This is a genomic window from Acinetobacter sp. YH12132, from assembly GCF_013418645.1.
Lineage (GTDB): Bacteria > Pseudomonadota > Gammaproteobacteria > Pseudomonadales > Moraxellaceae > Acinetobacter > Acinetobacter indicus.
The window spans coordinates 22,202-40,539 of the sequence record NZ_VPBR01000018.1; the positions used below are offsets into that span (position 1 = coordinate 22,202).

Annotated in this window: 17 protein-coding genes and 1 tRNA gene; 10 read left to right on the top strand and 8 right to left on the bottom strand. The window is 45.7% G+C overall.

Annotation, left to right across the window (positions count from 1 at the left end):
- From nuoF to ndhC, 5 genes are all read right to left on the bottom strand, one after another.
- Entirely contained in the window at positions 1–1,332 is a 1,332-nt protein-coding gene (gene nuoF, locus FTU67_RS12810) for an NADH-quinone oxidoreductase subunit NuoF (RefSeq protein ID WP_005179643.1), read from the bottom strand.
- On the bottom strand, positions 1,329–1,838 hold the full coding sequence (gene nuoE, locus FTU67_RS12815) for an NADH-quinone oxidoreductase subunit NuoE (RefSeq protein ID WP_005179645.1): 510 nt from the start codon (positions 1,836–1,838) through the stop codon (positions 1,329–1,331). The genes nuoF and nuoE overlap by 4 nt, the downstream gene beginning before the upstream one ends.
- Before the next feature lie 14 nt (positions 1,839–1,852).
- Positions 1,853–3,640, bottom strand: coding sequence for an NADH-quinone oxidoreductase subunit C/D (gene nuoC / locus FTU67_RS12820; protein WP_005179647.1), 1,788 nt, complete (start codon positions 3,638–3,640; stop codon positions 1,853–1,855).
- An 87-nt stretch (positions 3,641–3,727) separates the two neighbouring features.
- Positions 3,728–4,405, bottom strand: coding sequence for an NADH-quinone oxidoreductase subunit B family protein (locus tag FTU67_RS12825; protein ID WP_005179652.1), 678 nt, complete (start codon positions 4,403–4,405; stop codon positions 3,728–3,730).
- Positions 4,406–4,411: 6 nt separating this feature from the next.
- Positions 4,412–4,957, bottom strand: a complete 546-nt coding sequence (ndhC, locus tag FTU67_RS12830) for an NADH-quinone oxidoreductase subunit A (protein ID WP_005179655.1) — start codon at positions 4,955–4,957, stop codon at positions 4,412–4,414.
- 470 nt (positions 4,958–5,427) lie between these two features.
- Between ndhC and FTU67_RS12835 the strand changes: the two genes are divergently transcribed.
- Entirely contained in the window at positions 5,428–5,784 is a 357-nt protein-coding gene (locus tag FTU67_RS12835; protein WP_180061853.1) for a hypothetical protein, read from the top strand.
- Between the two features lie 36 nt (positions 5,785–5,820).
- Here the strand turns inward: FTU67_RS12835 and FTU67_RS12840 are convergent, their stop codons facing one another.
- Positions 5,821–6,729 (bottom strand): farnesyl diphosphate synthase, encoded by a 909-nt coding sequence (locus FTU67_RS12840; RefSeq protein ID WP_005179661.1) that lies wholly within the window; start codon positions 6,727–6,729, stop codon positions 5,821–5,823.
- Between the two features lie 209 nt (positions 6,730–6,938).
- Positions 6,939–8,129 carry a 2-methylaconitate cis-trans isomerase PrpF gene (gene prpF, locus FTU67_RS12845; protein WP_180061854.1) on the bottom strand — a complete coding sequence of 397 codons (1,191 nt, stop codon included), beginning with the start codon at positions 8,127–8,129 and terminating at the stop codon, positions 6,939–6,941.
- 328 nt (positions 8,130–8,457) lie between these two features.
- On the opposite strand from prpF, the gene FTU67_RS12850 reads away from it, so the two are divergent.
- Both FTU67_RS12850 and FTU67_RS12855 read left to right on the top strand, forming a co-directional pair.
- On the top strand, positions 8,458–9,813 hold the full coding sequence (locus tag FTU67_RS12850) for an amino acid permease (RefSeq protein ID WP_034597873.1): 1,356 nt from the start codon (positions 8,458–8,460) through the stop codon (positions 9,811–9,813).
- A gap of 85 nt (positions 9,814–9,898) precedes the next feature.
- Positions 9,899–9,974 (top strand) — tRNA-Arg (locus FTU67_RS12855).
- Positions 9,975–10,079: 105 nt separating this feature from the next.
- Here the strand turns inward: FTU67_RS12855 and FTU67_RS12860 are convergent.
- Positions 10,080–10,856: an IclR family transcriptional regulator gene (locus FTU67_RS12860; RefSeq protein ID WP_005179671.1), complete on the bottom strand. Its 777-nt coding sequence runs from the start codon at positions 10,854–10,856 to the stop codon at positions 10,080–10,082.
- Between the two features lie 234 nt (positions 10,857–11,090).
- Between FTU67_RS12860 and fahA the strand changes: the two genes are divergently transcribed.
- The 7 genes from fahA (at position 11,091) to FTU67_RS12895 (ending at position 18,169) form a co-directional block, all read left to right on the top strand.
- Complete coding sequence (gene fahA / locus FTU67_RS12865; RefSeq protein WP_104484662.1) at positions 11,091–12,401, top strand: fumarylacetoacetase; 1,311 nt, start codon at positions 11,091–11,093, stop codon at positions 12,399–12,401.
- Positions 12,388–13,026 carry a maleylacetoacetate isomerase gene (maiA, locus tag FTU67_RS12870; RefSeq protein WP_180061855.1) on the top strand — a complete coding sequence of 213 codons (639 nt, stop codon included), beginning with the start codon at positions 12,388–12,390 and terminating at the stop codon, positions 13,024–13,026. The genes fahA and maiA overlap by 14 nt, the downstream gene beginning before the upstream one ends.
- Positions 13,027–13,051: 25 nt before the next feature.
- On the top strand, positions 13,052–13,627 hold the full coding sequence (locus FTU67_RS12875) for a VOC family protein (protein WP_005179677.1): 576 nt from the start codon (positions 13,052–13,054) through the stop codon (positions 13,625–13,627).
- Between the two features lie 18 nt (positions 13,628–13,645).
- Positions 13,646–14,347 (top strand): CoA transferase subunit A, encoded by a 702-nt coding sequence (locus FTU67_RS12880; protein ID WP_180061856.1) that lies wholly within the window; start codon positions 13,646–13,648, stop codon positions 14,345–14,347.
- Between the two features lie 3 nt (positions 14,348–14,350).
- Positions 14,351–14,998: a 3-oxoacid CoA-transferase subunit B gene (locus FTU67_RS12885; RefSeq protein ID WP_160241080.1), complete on the top strand. Its 648-nt coding sequence runs from the start codon at positions 14,351–14,353 to the stop codon at positions 14,996–14,998.
- Between the two features lie 452 nt (positions 14,999–15,450).
- A complete protein-coding gene (locus FTU67_RS12890; protein WP_180061857.1) occupies positions 15,451–16,734 on the top strand; it encodes an OmpP1/FadL family transporter in 1,284 nt (427 codons plus the stop codon).
- A 310-nt stretch (positions 16,735–17,044) separates the two neighbouring features.
- Positions 17,045–18,169 carry an OmpP1/FadL family transporter gene (locus tag FTU67_RS12895; RefSeq protein WP_180061858.1) on the top strand — a complete coding sequence of 375 codons (1,125 nt, stop codon included), beginning with the start codon at positions 17,045–17,047 and terminating at the stop codon, positions 18,167–18,169.
- Positions 18,170–18,338 lie beyond the last annotated feature (169 nt).

Genomic DNA, 18,338 nt, shown 5'->3' on the forward strand with positions numbered 1-18,338 from the left:
TTAAGCTTGTTCTACGTTGCTGGTCTGAGCTGCGGCATTCACCACTTTCGCTTCAAACTCGCCACGGAAATATTTGAGTGCGCCCATTAACGGTTCCATCGCACCTGGTGCGTGTGCACAGAAAGTTTTACCAATCCAAAGCTTACGGGTCAGTTCCTGTAAGTGATCGATGTCTTCTTTCGTACCCGTACCATCTTCGAGTGCTTTCAGTGCTTTTACCGCCCACGGTAAACCATCACGGCAAGGTGTACACCAGCCACATGATTCACGCGCAAAGAATTCTTCTAAGTTACGGGTTGCTGAAACCATACATTGGGTTTCATCGACCACCATCAGCAGACAGGTACCTAAACGTGAACCCGCTTTCATGATGCTTTCTGCATCCATCGGCAGGTCAATGTGCTCAGCAGCCAGGAAGTCCGTTGATGCACCACCCGGTAACCATGCTTTCAGCTTCAGGCCGTCACGCATACCACCGGCATGTTCTTCAATCACTTCACGTGCAGTGGTACCAAAAGGCAGTTCCCAAAGACCCGGGAATTTCACCTTACCTGATGCACCGTAAATTTTCGTACCTGGATCTTTCGATTTACCCGCAGACAGGTTGATGTACCACTCAGGACCACGTAACAAAATAGCTGGCAAGTTGTTGTAGGTTTCTACGTTGTTGACAATCGTAGGACGACCCCACGCCCCTGCAACTTGCGGAAATGGCGGTTTGGTACGCGGATTGGCACGGCGACCTTCCAGCGAGTTAATCAGTGCGGTTTCTTCACCACAGATATAACGGCCAGCACCGGTGTGCACATACAGCTCGAAGTTCCAGCCAGAACCTAGGATGTTGTCGCCCAGGTAACCTTTGGCACGAATCTGCTCAATTGCTTCATTTAAGTATTGTGCAGCTTCGATGTACTCACCACGGATAAAGATATAACCGTGAGTCGCTTCCAGCGTATAAGCAGCAATCAGCATGCCTTCAATCAATTGATGTGGAAGTTTTTCCATCAACAAACGGTCTTTGAAGGTACCCGGTTCCATTTCGTCAGCATTACAGATCAGGTAACGTGGACCTGAATTGTCATTTGGCGCCATCAGCGACCATTTGATGCCCGCCGGGAAGCCTGCACCACCACGACCTTTAACGGTTGCAGCTTTCACCACATCCAGCACTTCAGCCGGTGTCATGCTAATGGCTTTTTTGAAGCCGGCATAACCATCAAGCGCTTCGTAATCATCTGCATTACGAACATGCTCTTGTTTACTCAAACGCCAAGTTAATGGATGAGTTTCTGGGTTACCGTCGCCATAAATTGGTTTTGGTTCGGTATTCATACATACTTCTCCAATAACTGTTTAATTGATGTCACTTCAACCAGACCGTGAGTATCTTCATCAATCATTAACGTTGGACCTTTGTCACAGTTGCCCAGACAGCAGATTGGCAGCAAAGTGAAACGACCATCTGCAGTCGTTTGACCAAACTGAATACCAAGCTCGCGCTGGAACGCTTCTGCCAAAGTTTCCGCCCCCATCAAGAAGCACGCGATAGAGTCACACAAAAGAATAACGTGACGACCTACCGGTTGACGGTAAATACGGTTATAGAACGTTGCTACCCCTTCTAAATCAGCAACACTGATTGAAAGCAGTTGAGCAATCGCATTGAGCTGTGCGTCATCAATCCAGCCATTACGGCGTTGTACACACTTCAGCGCATCCAGAGATGCTGCACGTGGGTACGGATAGTGACCAATGTGATGTTCGATTTCGTGGATTTCATCCGCAGTTAAAATCCCTTCAACATTCACACGTGGCTTTTTATCAGTCAAAATCATCATAATGCGTTTACCCCTTAGCGATCCACGTCAGCCATTACGACATCAATTGTCGCTAAATAAATAATCAAGTCAGAGACCAGACTGCCGTTAATCACCGAAGGAATTTGCTGTAAGTGCGTGAAGGTTGGTGTACGGATACGGGTACGATAACTCATGGTTGACTTGTCTGAAGTCAAGTAGTAGTTCGATGCCCCTTTCACCACTTCTGCCATTACAGATGCTTCACCTGCCGGCATGACAGGCCCCCAAGACACGCTCAAGAAGTGCGTAATCAGGGTTTCAATATCTTGTAATGTCTTGTCTTTTGGTGGTGGAACAGCCAGAGGATGATCCGCTTTATATGGACCAGATGGCATGTTATCCAAGCACTGCTTGATGATTTTTAAAGACTGTTCGATTTCGCGGTAGTGAACGATGACACGCGCATAGGCATCACCTTCGTACTCCACCGGCACTTCGAAGTCATAGTTTTCATAGCCGCTGTATGGACGGTATTTACGTACGTCAAAGTCGATACCTGTTGCACGTAAACCGGTACCTGTCACACCCCAGGCCAATGCAGATTTTGCATCGTACTGAGCAACATTGCGGGTACGGCCTTCAAACACCGAGTTTTTCAGCGCTGCAGTGTGGTATTCCTTCAGACGTTTTGGCATCCACTCCAGAATCTCGCGGATCAGGTGCTGCCAGTTGTTTGGAAGGTCATGCGCGGTACCGCCAATACGGAACCAGGCTGGGTGCATACGGTAACCGGTGATCGCTTCAATCGCGTCATAAATCTTCTGACGGTCGGCGAACATATAGAATACTGGGGTCATACCGCCGGCATCCTGAATTGCTGTACCGATATAAAGCAAGTGGTTATTGATACGGAACAGTTCCGACATCATCACACGGATACATTGTGCACGCTCTGGCACCTGAATACCGGCCAGCTGCTCCACACCCATCACATACGGCATGTTTTGCGCACAACCACCGAGGTAGTCGACACGGTCGGTATACGGAATAAATGAGTGCCAGGTTTGACGCTCAGCCATTTTCTCTACACCACGGTGGTGATAGCCGATGTCGGGTACACAGTCTTTTACTTCTTCACCATCCAGCTGCAAGATGACACGGAACGCACCGTGCGCAGATGGGTGGTTAGGACCCAAGTTCAGGAACATGAAGTCTTCGTCTTCGTTACCGCGGGTCAGACCCCAGTCTTCCGGTACGAAACGCAAGTGTTCCTGTTCAAAATCCTGCTTGGCCTGGTTCTGCATATACGGGGTATATTCAGTGGCACGTGCAGAATATTCCTTGCGCAGCGGGTGACCTTCCCAATAGGTTGGCAGCAAGATACGACGGAGCATTGGATGCCCTTCGAAGTTAATGCCGAACATATCGTAAGCTTCACGCTCGTACCAGTTGGCATTTGGCCAGATATTGGTCGCAGTCGGAATATTCAGATCGTTCTCATTTAGCGCAACTTTGACACGGATATCGCTGTTACGTTCTAACGACAACAGGTGATAGAACACGGTAAAGTCAGATGCAGGCAATCCGTCGCGGTGCGTACGTAAACGCTCATCTACCGCAGACAGGTCAAACAGCATCACGTATGGACGTGACACTGTACGCAAGAACATCAAGACTTCTTGTACGCGTGCGCGCTCAACCCAGACCGTTGGAAAATCTTCAAAAGTCGTTTGCACATAGAAGTTCTCACCAAATTTGGTTTTGAGCTCTTCTACAATTGCAAATGCTGGGCGGGAATCAACTGCTGTTGATTCTGGCATAGCAATGTCAGTTTCAGCCATTGGCTTGGCTTCCTATTTAATACAAATTCAGTCAACCTAAACGACAACTACACCCATAACGGGTGCACCACGATTTTGTCGCTTAAATTATTTAATTTCATCCATAGAGCGCAGGTTTTTCACCGCAATACGCTGTGCTTGCTTACGGTCACGTTCTGGCATCATCTTTGGCTTATACACTGGCTTAAGATCATCACCAATCACCGCAGACAGCGGACGGCGCTCTAATTGAATTTGGTCTTGCAACAACATTAATGCCTGAATTAAGGCTTCAGGACGTGGTGGGCAACCTGGGATATACACATCGACAGGAATGATTTTATCCACACCTTGTACAACCGAATAAATATCGTACATACCGCCTGAGTTTGCACATGCACCCATTGAGATGACCCATTTTGGCTCAAGCATTTGCTCGTACAAACGCTGGATTACTGGGGCCATTTTCACGAAACAGGTACCGGCGACAATCATGAGGTCGGCCTGACGAGGTGAAGCACGAATAACCTCGGCACCAAAACGTGACAAGTCATGCACGCCGGTTAAAGTCGTTGCATACTCTACGTAGCAGCAAGATGTACCAAAGTTAAACGGCCAAACTGAGTTCTTACGCCCCCAGTTTACTGCTGTATGTGCCAAGTCTTCTAAACGAGTCATGAACACATTTTTATTCACTTCTTCTTCAAGCGGATCTGTAACGATCTGGCGCTCCTGAAGTGGATATTGATCAGCATCCGGATTCGCACGGGTTAAGGTATATTTCATCCCGAGTTACTCCTTATCAGATGATATAGCCTGTGATTTTTTCACATGACCAGCAGATTGAGCAGGAATTTGACCAGTAGGGTCGATTACCAGCTCTTCAATTGAGTTAAAGCGGGTAATTTCTGCAAGATCCATATTTGGTGAACCGATTTTAGGTTTAATCCCTGCAGCTTTACGTTTGTCAGATGGAGCCCAGTTCAGTGCACCGGTTGACAGTTCGTAAATCAAACCAACGAGTAAAACTAAAATAAATACAGCAGCAGTTGCAAAACCAACCCAGCCTACTTCACGAACAGAAGCTGCCCATGCGTAGAGATAGAGGGCTTCTAAGTCGAACACAACGAAGAAAATCGCAACTAAATAGAACTTGGCAGACAAGCGAATGCGTGCACCACCTGCACTCACAACACCTGACTCAAACTGCTCCTGCTTGGCACGGCCCCATGATTTACCCCCTAGGAGTAACGGGACAGTGAGCATAAAGACGCATAAAAATGTAACGCCGATCACGAAGGCAATAATTGCCCATTCGTATGGAGTAATGGCACTCATGCGGGGATAACTCCTGGCAGGCCTATTTATTAACAAAGAATGTATGTATTGGCCTTCAAATACACCAAACACAAAATTAATCCCGCCAATTGTACCTGATTTATGATTTCACTTGCTAGCTTATAAGCCTTAGTCTTTCGGATGATTTTTCCGCGAAACAAATGCCAGAGCACCATTCTGTTGGCCCCTACAGGCCATAATCGCTTTACTAAATCAAGATATGTTTATTTATTAATTTTTCCAAAATTTTGCGTGAGTCGCTGCTATTGATCACTAAATTTGCAATGGCCAATCCTGCCAGCCGTATTCGGCTTCATTTACACCGAATTAAAATGATGATCTTATTCTGCGCCTGAATGCCGGCGTGATTTGTATATTTTTGCAATTTAAAGCGCTTAAGGCTTCATCAATCTGAAGGCTTATGGTATTCCTAAGAAGAACTATAAATTTCAATAATAAGGAGTACATACATGAGCTTAAAATTTACCCATCATCCTGAGTACTTTCTCTTTGCCCAGCTAATTATGCGTCATATTGAAAATTATATTGAGAAACATCCAGACGCGAACAATGCCATTTTCGATTTACGTGATATTTACGAGCTGTTCCGTCAGGACAAAGCCTCAGCCAGTATTAACCTCGATGGTATTTTAAATATTGCTGATGAGTACATGGTGGATACCCTGGACGGTGACCAGAAACTGATTAGCCGCTACAGTATTGATGCCAAAGACAATAAGCTACTGTTTGACTTTAATCAGGCTGCACTGGAAGGCCTTAAGAAAGGCAAAGCCCTGATTGCTCCGGATGCCAAAATCCAGGAATAAAACAAAAAAGCGTGTTTTGACAACACGCTTTTTTAATTAACTTTTACGTTGCCATAAAAATTGTGAAATGGCTCTTAATGCGGCGGCATCTTCAGCAAAATAGTCTAGCGCCTGCAAAGCCTGATCATGCAAATCTGTGGCATAAGCCTGTGCCTGCTCCAGCCCCATCAATGCCGGATAGGTCGATTTCTCCACCTGTTCATCCTTCCCGGCAGTTTTGCCTAACACTTCAGTATCAGAAATAATATCCAGAATATCATCCTGGACCTGGAAGGCCAGACCAATCACCTGCCCATATTCGCGCAGTTGTGGAATCGCACGATCGGTACCCTCAAAAATCGCTACCGCGGCCATCATAATGGCAGCAGAAATTAAAGCACCGGTTTTATTGCGATGAATCGTTTCTAACGCAGCCTGATCAACCTGTTTGCCTTCGGCCTGTAAATCCAGCACCTGTCCGCATACCATCTTGGAAGACGCGGTCGCCAGAATCTGCATCTGCTTTAGCACAATTGTCGCATCTACTGCCGCACCCTGATCAAACAAACGGCTGCCCAATACCTCAAAGGCCATTGACTGCAAAATATCACCGGCCAACAGTGCCGTATCTTCACCAAAAGCCGCATGACAGGTCGGCTGGCCACGGCGCAGCAAATCATTGTCCATACAAGGCAAATCATCATGCGCCAGCGAATAGCAGTGAATCAGCTCAATCGCCACCGCTGCACGGCGCACTGCCGCCATATTGGTATTCGGTTTTAAGGCGGCTGTGGCATAACACAAGGCTGGACGCACACGTTTTCCACCCAGCATCACCGCATGATAGACCGCCCCTTTTAAAGGCTCAGGAATGGCAAAAGCGTCTAAGGCCGTCAATAAATCTTGTTGGATACGTTGTTGCGCTTCAGTCAACACGGTTACAGGGACGTCAGTGAGAGATGACACATTTGCCTCGAATTGGTTGTTCTATAAGATTGTTAGCCGTCACTGGCCAACCCCCTGTCCGCATTGTACCTCTAATTTAAGTTTTTTTAAGCCTTAACTACAGACAAGCGGATATTTCAGTTTTTTTCAGCTTTCGATCTCAATCCATAAAAAACGCCCCTATTGAACATAGAGGCGAATTCATTAATTCAGGCAAAATCAAGTCAGCGTTATTCCAGCACCTCGGCCGGTACACGTACCCAGCCCTCCATCAGCACACGCGCACTACGGCTCATCACCGCTTTTTTCACCTGCCACTGACCGTTTTCCTGCACCGCTTGCGCGCCGACGCGTAAAGTCCCAGAAGGATGACCAAAACGCACCGCTTCACGCTCGCCACCACCAGCAGCCAGATTCACCAAGGTCCCCGGCACAGCAGCGGCTGTCCCAATGGCCACCGCAGCAGTGCCCATCATGGCATGGTGCAGTTTACCCATCGACAAGGCACGCACCAGCAAATCGACCTCTTCGGTCTGAATATTTTTACCGCTTGATGCAGTATAGCTCTGCGGACGCGCAACAAAAGCAATTTTCGGGGTATGCTGACGTTTTTCCGCTTCTGCTACATCATCAATCAGGCCCATCTGCTTGGCCCCATAGGCACGAATTTTTTCAAAACGCGCCAGCGCCTCCGGATTACTATTAATGTCATCCTGCAATTCGGTACCGCTATAGCCAATTTCATCGGCATTTAAAAAGATGGTCGGAATACCGGCATTAATAAAAGTCGCCTGAAAAGTCCCGACATCTGGTACCACAAAGGTATCCACCACATTGCCAGTCGGAAACATGGCCCCGCCCTCTTCGCCATCATCGGCCGGATCTAAAAATTCAATTTGTACTTCTGCTGCCGGAAAAGTCACACCATCCAGCTCAAAATCACCGGTTTCCTGCACCTGGCCATCGGTGATTGGCACATGCGCGATAATGGTTTTCTGAATATTTTTCTGCCAGATACGCACAGTGCACAGACCGTTTTCTGGAATTTTATCGACATCGACCAGACCCTGACTGATGGCAAAGGCCCCCACCGCCGCAGTCAGGTTGCCACAGTTACCACTCCAGTCCACAAAAGGCTGATCAATTGCCACCTGACCAAATAGATAATCGACATCATGCTCCGGCTGGCTGCTTTTGGCCAGAATCACGGTTTTACTGGTACTGGAGGTGGCACCGCCCATGCCATCAATCTGCTTGCCATAAGGGTCCGGGCTACCAATGACCCGTAGCAGCAGCTGATCACGAATTTTTCCAGGCACTTGCGCTTCGACTGGTAAGTCATCCAATTTGAAAAAGACACCTTTACTGGTACCGCCACGCATATAGGTGGCTGCAATTTTAATTTGTGGAGCGCAGCGCATTCTTATCTAATCCTTTGATTTTTCGTTGTATTACATAATCCAAAGCAAGGTTTTTGCTTGCTTTAAATGATAACGTCTTTTGCTTAAAAAATCAGGCGAACTGGACTTAAGTATAAAATTTACCCAAATCTTGGGCTGTAGACTTGAAATTTTCAAGCCTAAAAAAATATAGCCAATAAAATTAATATCTTGATTCAATTATTGTTTCAACAAAATGACCATTTTTCGATTTTATGAGCTGTTCTGAAGCGACTGGTGATCTACTAGGCTAATTTGCAACTATCTATTACAATCGAGCCACTTATTATACATTGTCGGGCTGAACACTTTGAACAACGAGTCTTCTCAACTTCAGCGTGGCTTAAAGAACCGTCATATCCAACTCATCGCCATGGGCGGCGCGATTGGTACTGGCTTATTCTTAGGTTCCGCTCAAGTCATCCAATCCGCAGGTCCCTCTATTATTTTAGGCTATGCGATTGGGGGTTTGATTGCATTTTTAATTATGCGCCAACTGGGCGAAATGATTGTTCATGAACCGGTTGCAGGTTCTTTCAGCCATTTTGCTTATCGCTATTGGGGGAAATTCCCTGGCTTCCTGGCCGGCTGGAATTACTGGATTTTATATATTCTGGTCGCCATGACCGAACTCACCGCTGTCGCCAAATATATTAACTACTGGTGGCCGCATATTCCGGCCTGGTCCTCGGTCCTGTTTTTCTTTATTGTCATTACCCTGATCAACCTCGGCAATGTAAAATTTTATGGGGAATCAGAATTCTGGCTGGCAATTATTAAAGTGGCCGCAGTAGTATCGATGATCATTTTTGGTCTGTACCTCCTGTTGACCGCAGATGCCAACTCGACTGCTTCATTTAGCAACCTCTGGAGCCATGGCGGATTCTTCCCGCACGGCTTTGAAGGCTTATTCTTCATGCTGGCCTTCCTGATGTTTGCCTTTGGCGGGATCGAGCTAATTGGTATGGCAGCAGCAGAAGCGCAGGATCCGAAAAAGACCATTCCCAAAGCCATCAATCAGGTGGTGTTCCGTATCCTGATTTTCTATGTTGGTTCATTGACGATTTTACTGTCGTTAGTGCCATGGAATCAGCTGGAACTGGGCGGTCTGGATAAAAGCCCATTCGTGATGATCTTTAGCCAGTTAGGCATTGGCTGGGCGGCACATCTGCTGAACTTTATTATTTTAACGGCGGCGCTGTCGGTTTATAACAGTGGTATGTATGCCAATAGCCGGATGCTGTTCGGTCTGGCCCAACAAGGCAATGCGCCAAAAGTATTCCTGAAAGTGAACAAGCAAGGCGTGCCAATTCCTGCGGTGCTGTTCTCTGCCCTGCTGATTTTTGGCTGTGTATTGTTGAACTACTTTGTACCGGAAGATGCTTTAAGCCACCTGATTTATATTGTGGTCGGTGCCTTGGTACTGAACTGGGCCATGATTACCCTGACTCACCTGAAGTTTATTCAGGCCATGAAAAACTCAGGTCAAACCACCTCTTTCCCTGCACTGTGGTCACCTGTGGGTAACGTGATTGTGCTGCTGTTTATTGCCACCATCCTGTACATTATGTGGACCCAAGGCTTTAGCGAATCGGTGTATATGATTCCGGTCTGGATTGTGCTGATGTGGGGTCTGTTTAAATTGCTAAAACAAAAAAACAGCTAAGTTATTTTTACTGACAAAAGAAAAAGTTATTACTTCGGTAATAACTTTTTTTTCAGCTTTTTTTCAGCTAAATTAAGGGCGTTTTGTGCCCTTAGCTTAACTGGATAGAGCAGTTGCCTCCTAAGCGACCGGCGTGGGTTCGAGTCCCGCAGGGCACACCATCGTATCTATAAAAAAGGAAGGCGCATCTCCTTCCTTTTTTATCTTCAGCACTTCACCGAGATGAAGCAACTCGCGTAGCTGCCTTGGCGAATTCCCCCACCATTTTAAATCGGCTGTAACTGTGCGCTTAAACGTGCTGCCATCTCTCTTAAATACTGGATTTTTGGATGCTGCATATCCAGCGGCAAATCCGAAGCAGTGCCCAACACCGAAATCGCATATTCAATTTCATGGTGCTGATTTAATACCGGCACACAAATCGCATGAATTCCGGCCAGCAAATCGCCTGCGACCGTGGCCACACCTTCACTTAGAATCTGCTGTTTTAAAGTTAAAAATTCATCCCAGTTCTGCGGATAGACCACTTTCTGCTGTGCCTGATGCTGCTGCCATTCTTTTTCCAGCAAAGGTCGCACCAATGCTTCCGGCATAAACGCAGCATAAGCCCGGCCGGTGGCCGAATTCAGCATCGGCATGATCGAACCGACACGGGTAATTACCGAAACTGGCTGATTCGGCTCCAGCCACTGTACAATCAGTGGGCCTTGCGTCGTCCATTTGCTAATCTGCAATCCACAATCCAAATGCCGGTGCAGTTCATTAATCTGTGCCTGTGCCGCCTGCAGACTGTCACTGCGCTGGATACAGCTCAGACCAAAACGATAAGCCTGATCGCCCAGTGCATAACGACCATCTTCCAGCTGCTTGGCATAATTCATACGTACCAGACTGACCATATAACGGTGCACCTTGGCCGGATGCATGGCCAGTTTTTCAGATAAATCTTTGAGCATGACCGGATGACGATAGGTCATCAGCGCATCCAGCACGGTTAAACCCACCTCTAAAGATTGCACGCCCACCTGATTCTTTTCTGACATAAGAATTTTACTCTCCTGTAAACACCGAGCATTTTAGCGTGCTGTTCTGATTTATAAATGCATCTCTGCAGAATTCTTTTATTTACATTTTTACGATATTAGTAATTTAATTAACTATTGCGTAATTAATAAAAATGAGTATGATGAGATTTATGACAAAAATCAAGTGATCCAGATCACTCCCCCAGATCGAAAACACTGGACCGTTTTCATCGAGATATGCAGGAACCCCATATGACTCAGCAAGCATTTGTAGACGTTGCAGCACATTCAGATTTCCCGATTCAGAACCTGCCGTATGGCGTATTTAGCGAAAGCCCAACGGGCCATCGCCGTATTGGTGTAGCCTTAGGTGAATGGGTGGTGGATTTGGCCATGCTGGAAGCGAACGGTTTTCTCAGCATTCAGGCCGGCGAAAGTTATTTTAATCAGCCGACCTTGAATAAATTTATTGAATCGGGTCAACACAACTGGCGCAAAATCCGTCAGGAATTACAAAGCCTGCTGTCTGCCGACAACCCGACATTACGTGACAATGACAGTTTACGTGCACAGGCTTTCTTCGCTCAGGCAGAAGTGCATATGCATCTGCCGGTACATATTCCGGGCTATACCGATTTCTATTCATCTAAAGAACATGCCACCAATGTCGGCTGCATGTTCCGCGATCCAAAAAATGCGCTATTACCGAACTGGTCAGAATTACCGGTCGGTTATAATGGCCGCGCCAGTTCTGTGGTGGTGAGTGGTACACCGGTGGTACGCCCATCTGGCCAGATCAAGTTACCAAATGCCGAACGTCCAATTTTCTCGGCTTGCCGTAAACTCGATTTTGAACTGGAAACCGGCTTTATTGTTGGCAAACCCAACAAACTGGGTGAACCCATCTCGATTGAGAATGCTTGGGAGCATATTTTTGGCATGGTGCTGTTCAATGACTGGTCAGCACGTGATATCCAGCAATGGGAATATGTGCCTTTAGGGCCGTTTAATGCCAAGACCTTTGCTTCATCCATTTCACCATGGATTGTGACCATGGAGGCGCTGGAACCGTTTAAAACCCGTACCCCGGTGCAAGAGCCACGTCCCCTGGCCTATTTACGTGAAGAACAGGTCGATAACAGCTATGACATCCATTTGTCGGTTGAGCTCAAAGCCGCACAATCGGAACAGAGCGATGTGATCTGCCAGACCAACTTTAAATATATGTACTGGTCGATGGCACAGCAGCTGACCCATCACACCGTTTCAGGCTGTAATGTTCAGGTTGGCGATTTAATGGGTTCCGGCACCATTTCTGGTCCAACGCCGGATTCTTATGGCTCCTTGCTGGAACTGACCTGGAACACCAGCAAACCGTTAATTTTGGCCAACGGTCAACAGCGCGGCTTCCTGGAAGATGGCGACACGCTGATCATGAAAGGTTACTGTGAAAAAGATGGCCTGCGTATTGGCTTTGGTGAAGTCAGCGGCACCGTCTTGCCTGCAGTGCAATTTAACTTTGCCACAGATGAAGCGCAGGATGCTGCCCATGAAACTGTATAGTTATTTTCGCAGTTCAGCTGCTTACCGGGTGCGGATTGCGCTGAACCTGAAGGGCCTAAAAGCTGAGATTATTCCGGTACATTTGCTAAACAATGGCGGCGAACAGCATCAGCCTGCCTATCGTCAAATCAACCCAAGCGGCCTGATTCCGGCCTGGGTGGAGGATGATTTTCAGCTGAGCCAGTCGCTGAGCATTCTGGAATATCTGCAAGAAAAATATCCGCAGCCAGCCCTGTTACTGGCCGATCTACAGCAACGCGCCAAAATCCGCGCCTTTTGCCAGAGCATTGCCTGCGATATTCATCCGATTAATAACCTGCGCGTGCTGCAATATTTAAGCGGAACGCTACAACTCAGCGATGAACAGAAAACGGCATGGTATCAGCATTGGGTGACTTTGGGCTTTCAGAGTCTGGAGGCACAATTGACCGATTCCAATGGCCGTTTCTGTTTTGGCGATCAGCCCACTTTTGCAGACTGCTGCCTGATTCCACAGGTCTATAACGCCCAGCGCTTTCATGTCGATTTAACCGATTTTCCAAAAATTGCCGCGATTTATAACCATTGCCTCACTCTGCCTGCATTTCAACAGGCCGCCCCCGAAGCACAAGCGGATGCCGCCTAAGATTCATCAATAAGGATATTGAACCATGACCATTCAAATTGAAAAAATTCACCATGTTGCCTATCGCTGTAAAGATGCCAAAGAAACCGTCGAGTGGTACAAAAAAAACTTGAATATGGACTTTATTCTGGCTTTTGCCGAAGACTATGTGCCGTCGACCAAAGCCTTTGACCCATACATGCATTTATTCCTCGATGCAGGCAATGGCAATGTACTGGCCTTTTTTGAACTGCCGACCCAGCCTGAAATGGGCCGCGATGAAAATACCCCGAAATGGGTGCAGCATATTGCCCTGAAAGTCAAAGACCGCGCTGCACTGCTCGAAGCCAAAGCTCATCTGGAAGCCAATGGCGTCGAGGTTTTAGGCGTGACCAATCATGGCATTTTCCATTCAATTTACTTTTTTGATCCGAATGGCCATCGTCTGGAACTGGCCTACGATGATGAAGCTGCGCCAGAAAAAATCGCCCTGATTACCGAAGACATGAAGCATGAAATGCTGGAGCAATGGAGCAAAACCAAACGCGCGCCGCATCATACCCATTTCCTGCATGCCTCCGAGTTAGACAACAACGCTGGCAGTGCCAAAGTCGACAGCTAAACAAGCAGGTTAAAACAGATGAATAAAGTAGTAGCAACTGCTGAGCTGGCGTTGGCCGATGTGGTGGCCGATCATCAAACGCTCGCGGTAGGTGGTTTTGGCCTCTGTGGCATTCCTGAAGCCTTAATTGAAGCGCTAAAAAATACCGGAGTGACTGGACTGACCTGTATTTCCAACAATGCTGGGGTCGATGATTTTGGTTTGGGCAAACTGCTACAGACCAAACAGATTAAAAAGATGGTCTCCTCCTATGTTGGTGAAAATAAGGAATTTGAACGCCAGTATTTAAGTGGTGAACTGGAAGTGGAACTAACCCCTCAAGGCACACTGGCAGAAAAATTACGTGCTGGCGGCGCGGGGATTCCGGCATTTTATACACAAACCGGGGTCGGCACGCTGATTGCCGAAGGCAAAGAAGTTCGTGAATTTGAAGGAAAATCCTATATTCTGGAACACGCCTTAACGGCTGATGTTGCCCTGATTAAAGCCTATAAGGCAGATAAAGCTGGAAATCTAATATTCCGCAAAACTGCCCGTAACTTTAATCCTGAATGTGCCATGGCCGGCAAATTTAGCATTGCGGAAGTCGAGCAGATTGTGGAAATCGGCGAGCTGGACCCGGATGAGATTCATCTACCTGGAATTTATATCAACCGCGTGGTACTGAACAGCACACCCGAAAAGCGGATTGAACAGATGACCTTAAAGGCGGAGGCTTAAACCATGGCATGGACCCGAAATGAAATGGCCCAGCGTGCTGCGCTTGAGCTGCAAGATGGCTTTTATGTTAATTTAGGGATTGGCCTGCCCACCCTGGTTGCTAACTATATTCCAGAACATATCAACGTCTGGCTACAGTCTGAAAATGGCCTGCTGGGCATTGGTGAGTTTCCGACTCAGGACACAGTTGATCCCGATCTAATTAATGCCGGGAAACAGACTGTAACCGCACAAGCGGGTGCATCATTTTTCTCGAGCGCAGAGTCCTTCGCTATGATTCGTGGGGGGCATGTCAATATTGCCATTTTAGGTGCCATGGAGGTGTCGGAACGTGGCGATCTGGCTAACTGGATGATTCCAGGTAAAAAAGTCAAAGGCATGGGCGGCGCCATGGATCTGGTGGTTGGGGTACAGAAAGTCGTGGTGCTCATGGAACACTGTGCCAAAGATGGCAGCCCAAAACTACTTTCCGAATGTAGTCTACCCCTGACCGGTCAAGGCGTCGTCAACCGGATTATTAGTGATCTCGGCGTGATTGATGTGACTGAACAGGGCTTAAAGCTCGTAGAACTGGCCAAAGATGTGACTGTTGCACAAATTCAGGCTGCTACAGGGGCTAAGCTAATCACAACAGGACTAGATGCAGCTTAAATCACACAGATCAGGAGCAGCCAAATAGCTGCTTCTGTTTTTAACCCACTAATCACCTGATTTTTTAAGAGCACGCGAGTCTCTAAAATTTTGAATTAAATCTCAAAAATTATAGTTTCACATAAATAAGCCTCAAATTTTTAACCACCAAAATCGATCAAATTTCAATCAATTAAAAATATTGAAAAAACATCTATTTTTATAATTTTTCTATTATTTATCAATAACTAACAACAACAAAAAAAGATTAATTTAGAGTTTAAGCTCTAATGACATTGGATTTTATACTCAATAGTTCATGTAGAGCATTTACTCTTATTTTAATTGTGCTATTTTTGTCACATGGAGTAACAAAGGATTTCAGTGATAAAACACTGATCTCTCCAGAGTCAACAAACAAACAAGCATCAGAAAATTTTGTTAAAACTTTGTGCATCAAGGGAAAATGAAGAATGAAATTAAAAACGCTTAGCGCAGCAATGATTTTGGCGACAGTACCAATGACCGGTGCTTTTGCCGCAGCTTTAGATCGTTCTGGTCAATCTATCGCTGGTTTTTTACAACCAGGCAACTATTTTGAAGCAGGTCTTTCTGTTTTAGATCCAAAAGTTACAGGTAAAGTAAGTGACTCTTGGGTACCAGCTGGCGCCGCTGCTCCATTAGCTCCAGACTATCAGGGTACAGGCTTAAGTGACATGGCGGATGACTATTACTTTCCTAGCGCTACCCTTAAGCTACAACTTACTGAAAAATTCTCTTTTGGTTTAATTTACGACCAACCATTTGGAGCTGCAGCTACATATTCAACAGGAGACTTTTCTCATCCTACAGCTGGTGGGGTTTTCCATAATGGAACCGAAAGTACTCAGGTTGAAGTAGATACTCAAAATTTAACTATGCTCTTTGGTTTCCAACCAACGGAGAACTTCAATATTTACGGTGGTCCAGTTTATCAAACAGCAAAAGGTAATGTGCAGTTACGTGGTCTTGCATACGGCAGTGATCTTGCTTTAGGTGCCTATAATGCAGATATGAAAGAAGATTCTGCAGTAGGTTGGCTTGCTGGTTTAGCATACCAGATCCCTGAAATCGCTTTAAAAGCCTCTCTTACCTACCGTTCAGAAATTGACCATGACTTAAGCACTAATGAGTATGGTCAAAGTAATATTCTTGCTATGGCAGCTCAAAATCCTGTTTATGATGTTGTTTCTTCAACAAAAATCACTACTCCTCAATCTGTAAACCTGGATTTCCAAACAGGTGTAATGGCAAATACTGTAGCTTTTGCCAATGTACGCTGGGTAAACTGGAAAGAGTTTACGATTCGTCCTGAACAATTTGGGGCAGTTTCTGAAGTCTTAGGAGCAGTAGGAGCTGCACCAAATAATCCAAATGGCTTTGATATTGTGGGTTATACCGATGACCAAATTTCTGCAACTGTTGGTGTAGGCCGTAAATTTAATGAACAATGGGCAGGTAACGTTTCTGTAGGTTGGGACTCTGGTGCAGGTAACCCTGTTTCCACCCTTGGTCCAACAGAAGGTTATTGGAACGTAGGTTTAGGTTTACAATTTAGCCCAGCAGCAAACTACTTTATTGCTGGTGGCGTAAAATACTTCATGCTTGGTGATGCTAAAGCGCAAGTAGCTTCGGACTTCGGCTCAGATTCATATGTAGCAGAATTTGAAGATAACGATGCTTGGGGCTACGGTCTAAAAATGGGTTACCGCTTCTAATTCCAATATTTTTCAAAAGAGCCACCCTTCGAGGTGGCTTTTTTTGCACTTAAAACTCCTCTTTTTTATACAAGTGTTAACTAAATGTTCAAATTTAAAACAATTAAACACATATTTACCCAAATACCACCCTAAAAAATTATTTAATAAAATTCATTTACTTAAGACCTGAAAATAGTACTTTCACTCTAATCAACTGCTATTTATAACTTATTCAGTTCATTTATTCTGCGAAGTTGAGCATTTACTCTTTTTTCAAATATGTTACTTTTCCTGCACTTTTTGTTACATAAAGCATCAGGGAACGACCATGAAGCTCAATAAAATTTATTCGGCTATTTTACTTAGCACTCTCCCACTTACACCTGCGCTTGCTGCTGGCTTAGACCGTTCTGGTCAATCTATTGCTGCATTTTTACAACCGGGTAATTATGCAGAAGCAGGTATTTCAGTTTTAGATCCCAAAGTTCAATCTAATCAATTGAAAGTTAACGATATGGCAGAAGATTATTATTTCCCTTCTGCTGCGATTAAAGTACAAGCAACTGAACACATTTCTATAGGTCTTTTATATGACCAACCATTTGGCGCCGAATCTCTCTACCCTTCAAATAATCCAGTTTTTGGCGCGAATGGTGAAGCAACCCAAGTAGAAGTAGAAACACACAATCTTTCAGCTTTAATTGGTTACCAACCTACAGAAAACTGGAATTTCTACGCGGGTCCTGTTTATCAAACCGTACAAGGTACAGTATCTTTACGTGGACTTGCGTACGGGGGTGCTTCTAAACTTGGCAGCTACGACATTAATTTAAAAGAAGATGAAGCATACGGTTGGCTTGCTGGTTTTGCTTATCAAATTCCAGAAATCGCGTTAAAAACTGCAGTTACCTATCGTTCAGAAATCAAACATGAACTTGATACTACAGAAACTTTTGGGTTTGGTGCAATTCAACGACCAAATGCACTCACTGAAGTTGTAACTCCGCAATCAGTAAACATTGATTTTCAAACAGGTGTTGCAGCCAACACTTTAGCTTTTGCCAATATCCGTTGGGCACATTGGGATCAATTTGCGGTCACACCAAAGTTTTTAAATGCAGCTTCTGGCAATAACCTTATTGACTATTCAGATGATCAATGGTCTGCAACCGTAGGCGTGGGTCGCAAGTTTAATAGTCATTGGTCTGGTTCTGCTTCTGTAGGTTATGACTCTGGTGCAGGCAACCCTGTCACCACTTTAGGTCCAACAGAAGGTTATTGGAGCCTAGGTCTAGGGGCTCAATACAGCCCTGCTGCCAACTACTTTATTGCCGGCGGTGTTAAATACCTCTGGTTAGGTGATGCAATTGCGCAAACCGGTGGCAAACCTGTAGGCCAATTCGAAAATAATTATGCTTTAGCATATGGTATGAAAATCGGTTATCGCTTCTAAAACACTCTCTTGATGCAAAGCTTGTTTGGGGGCGCCTTCGGGCCATTGCTGTCCCACAATTTTTCACAAGAGGAAGCTCATTTGAGCTTCCTCTTGTTTTATGGGTATTTTATCGGGTGAAAATAAAGCTTTTAAAGTTCTTCTTTCAAACAAATTCACTTGAATTATT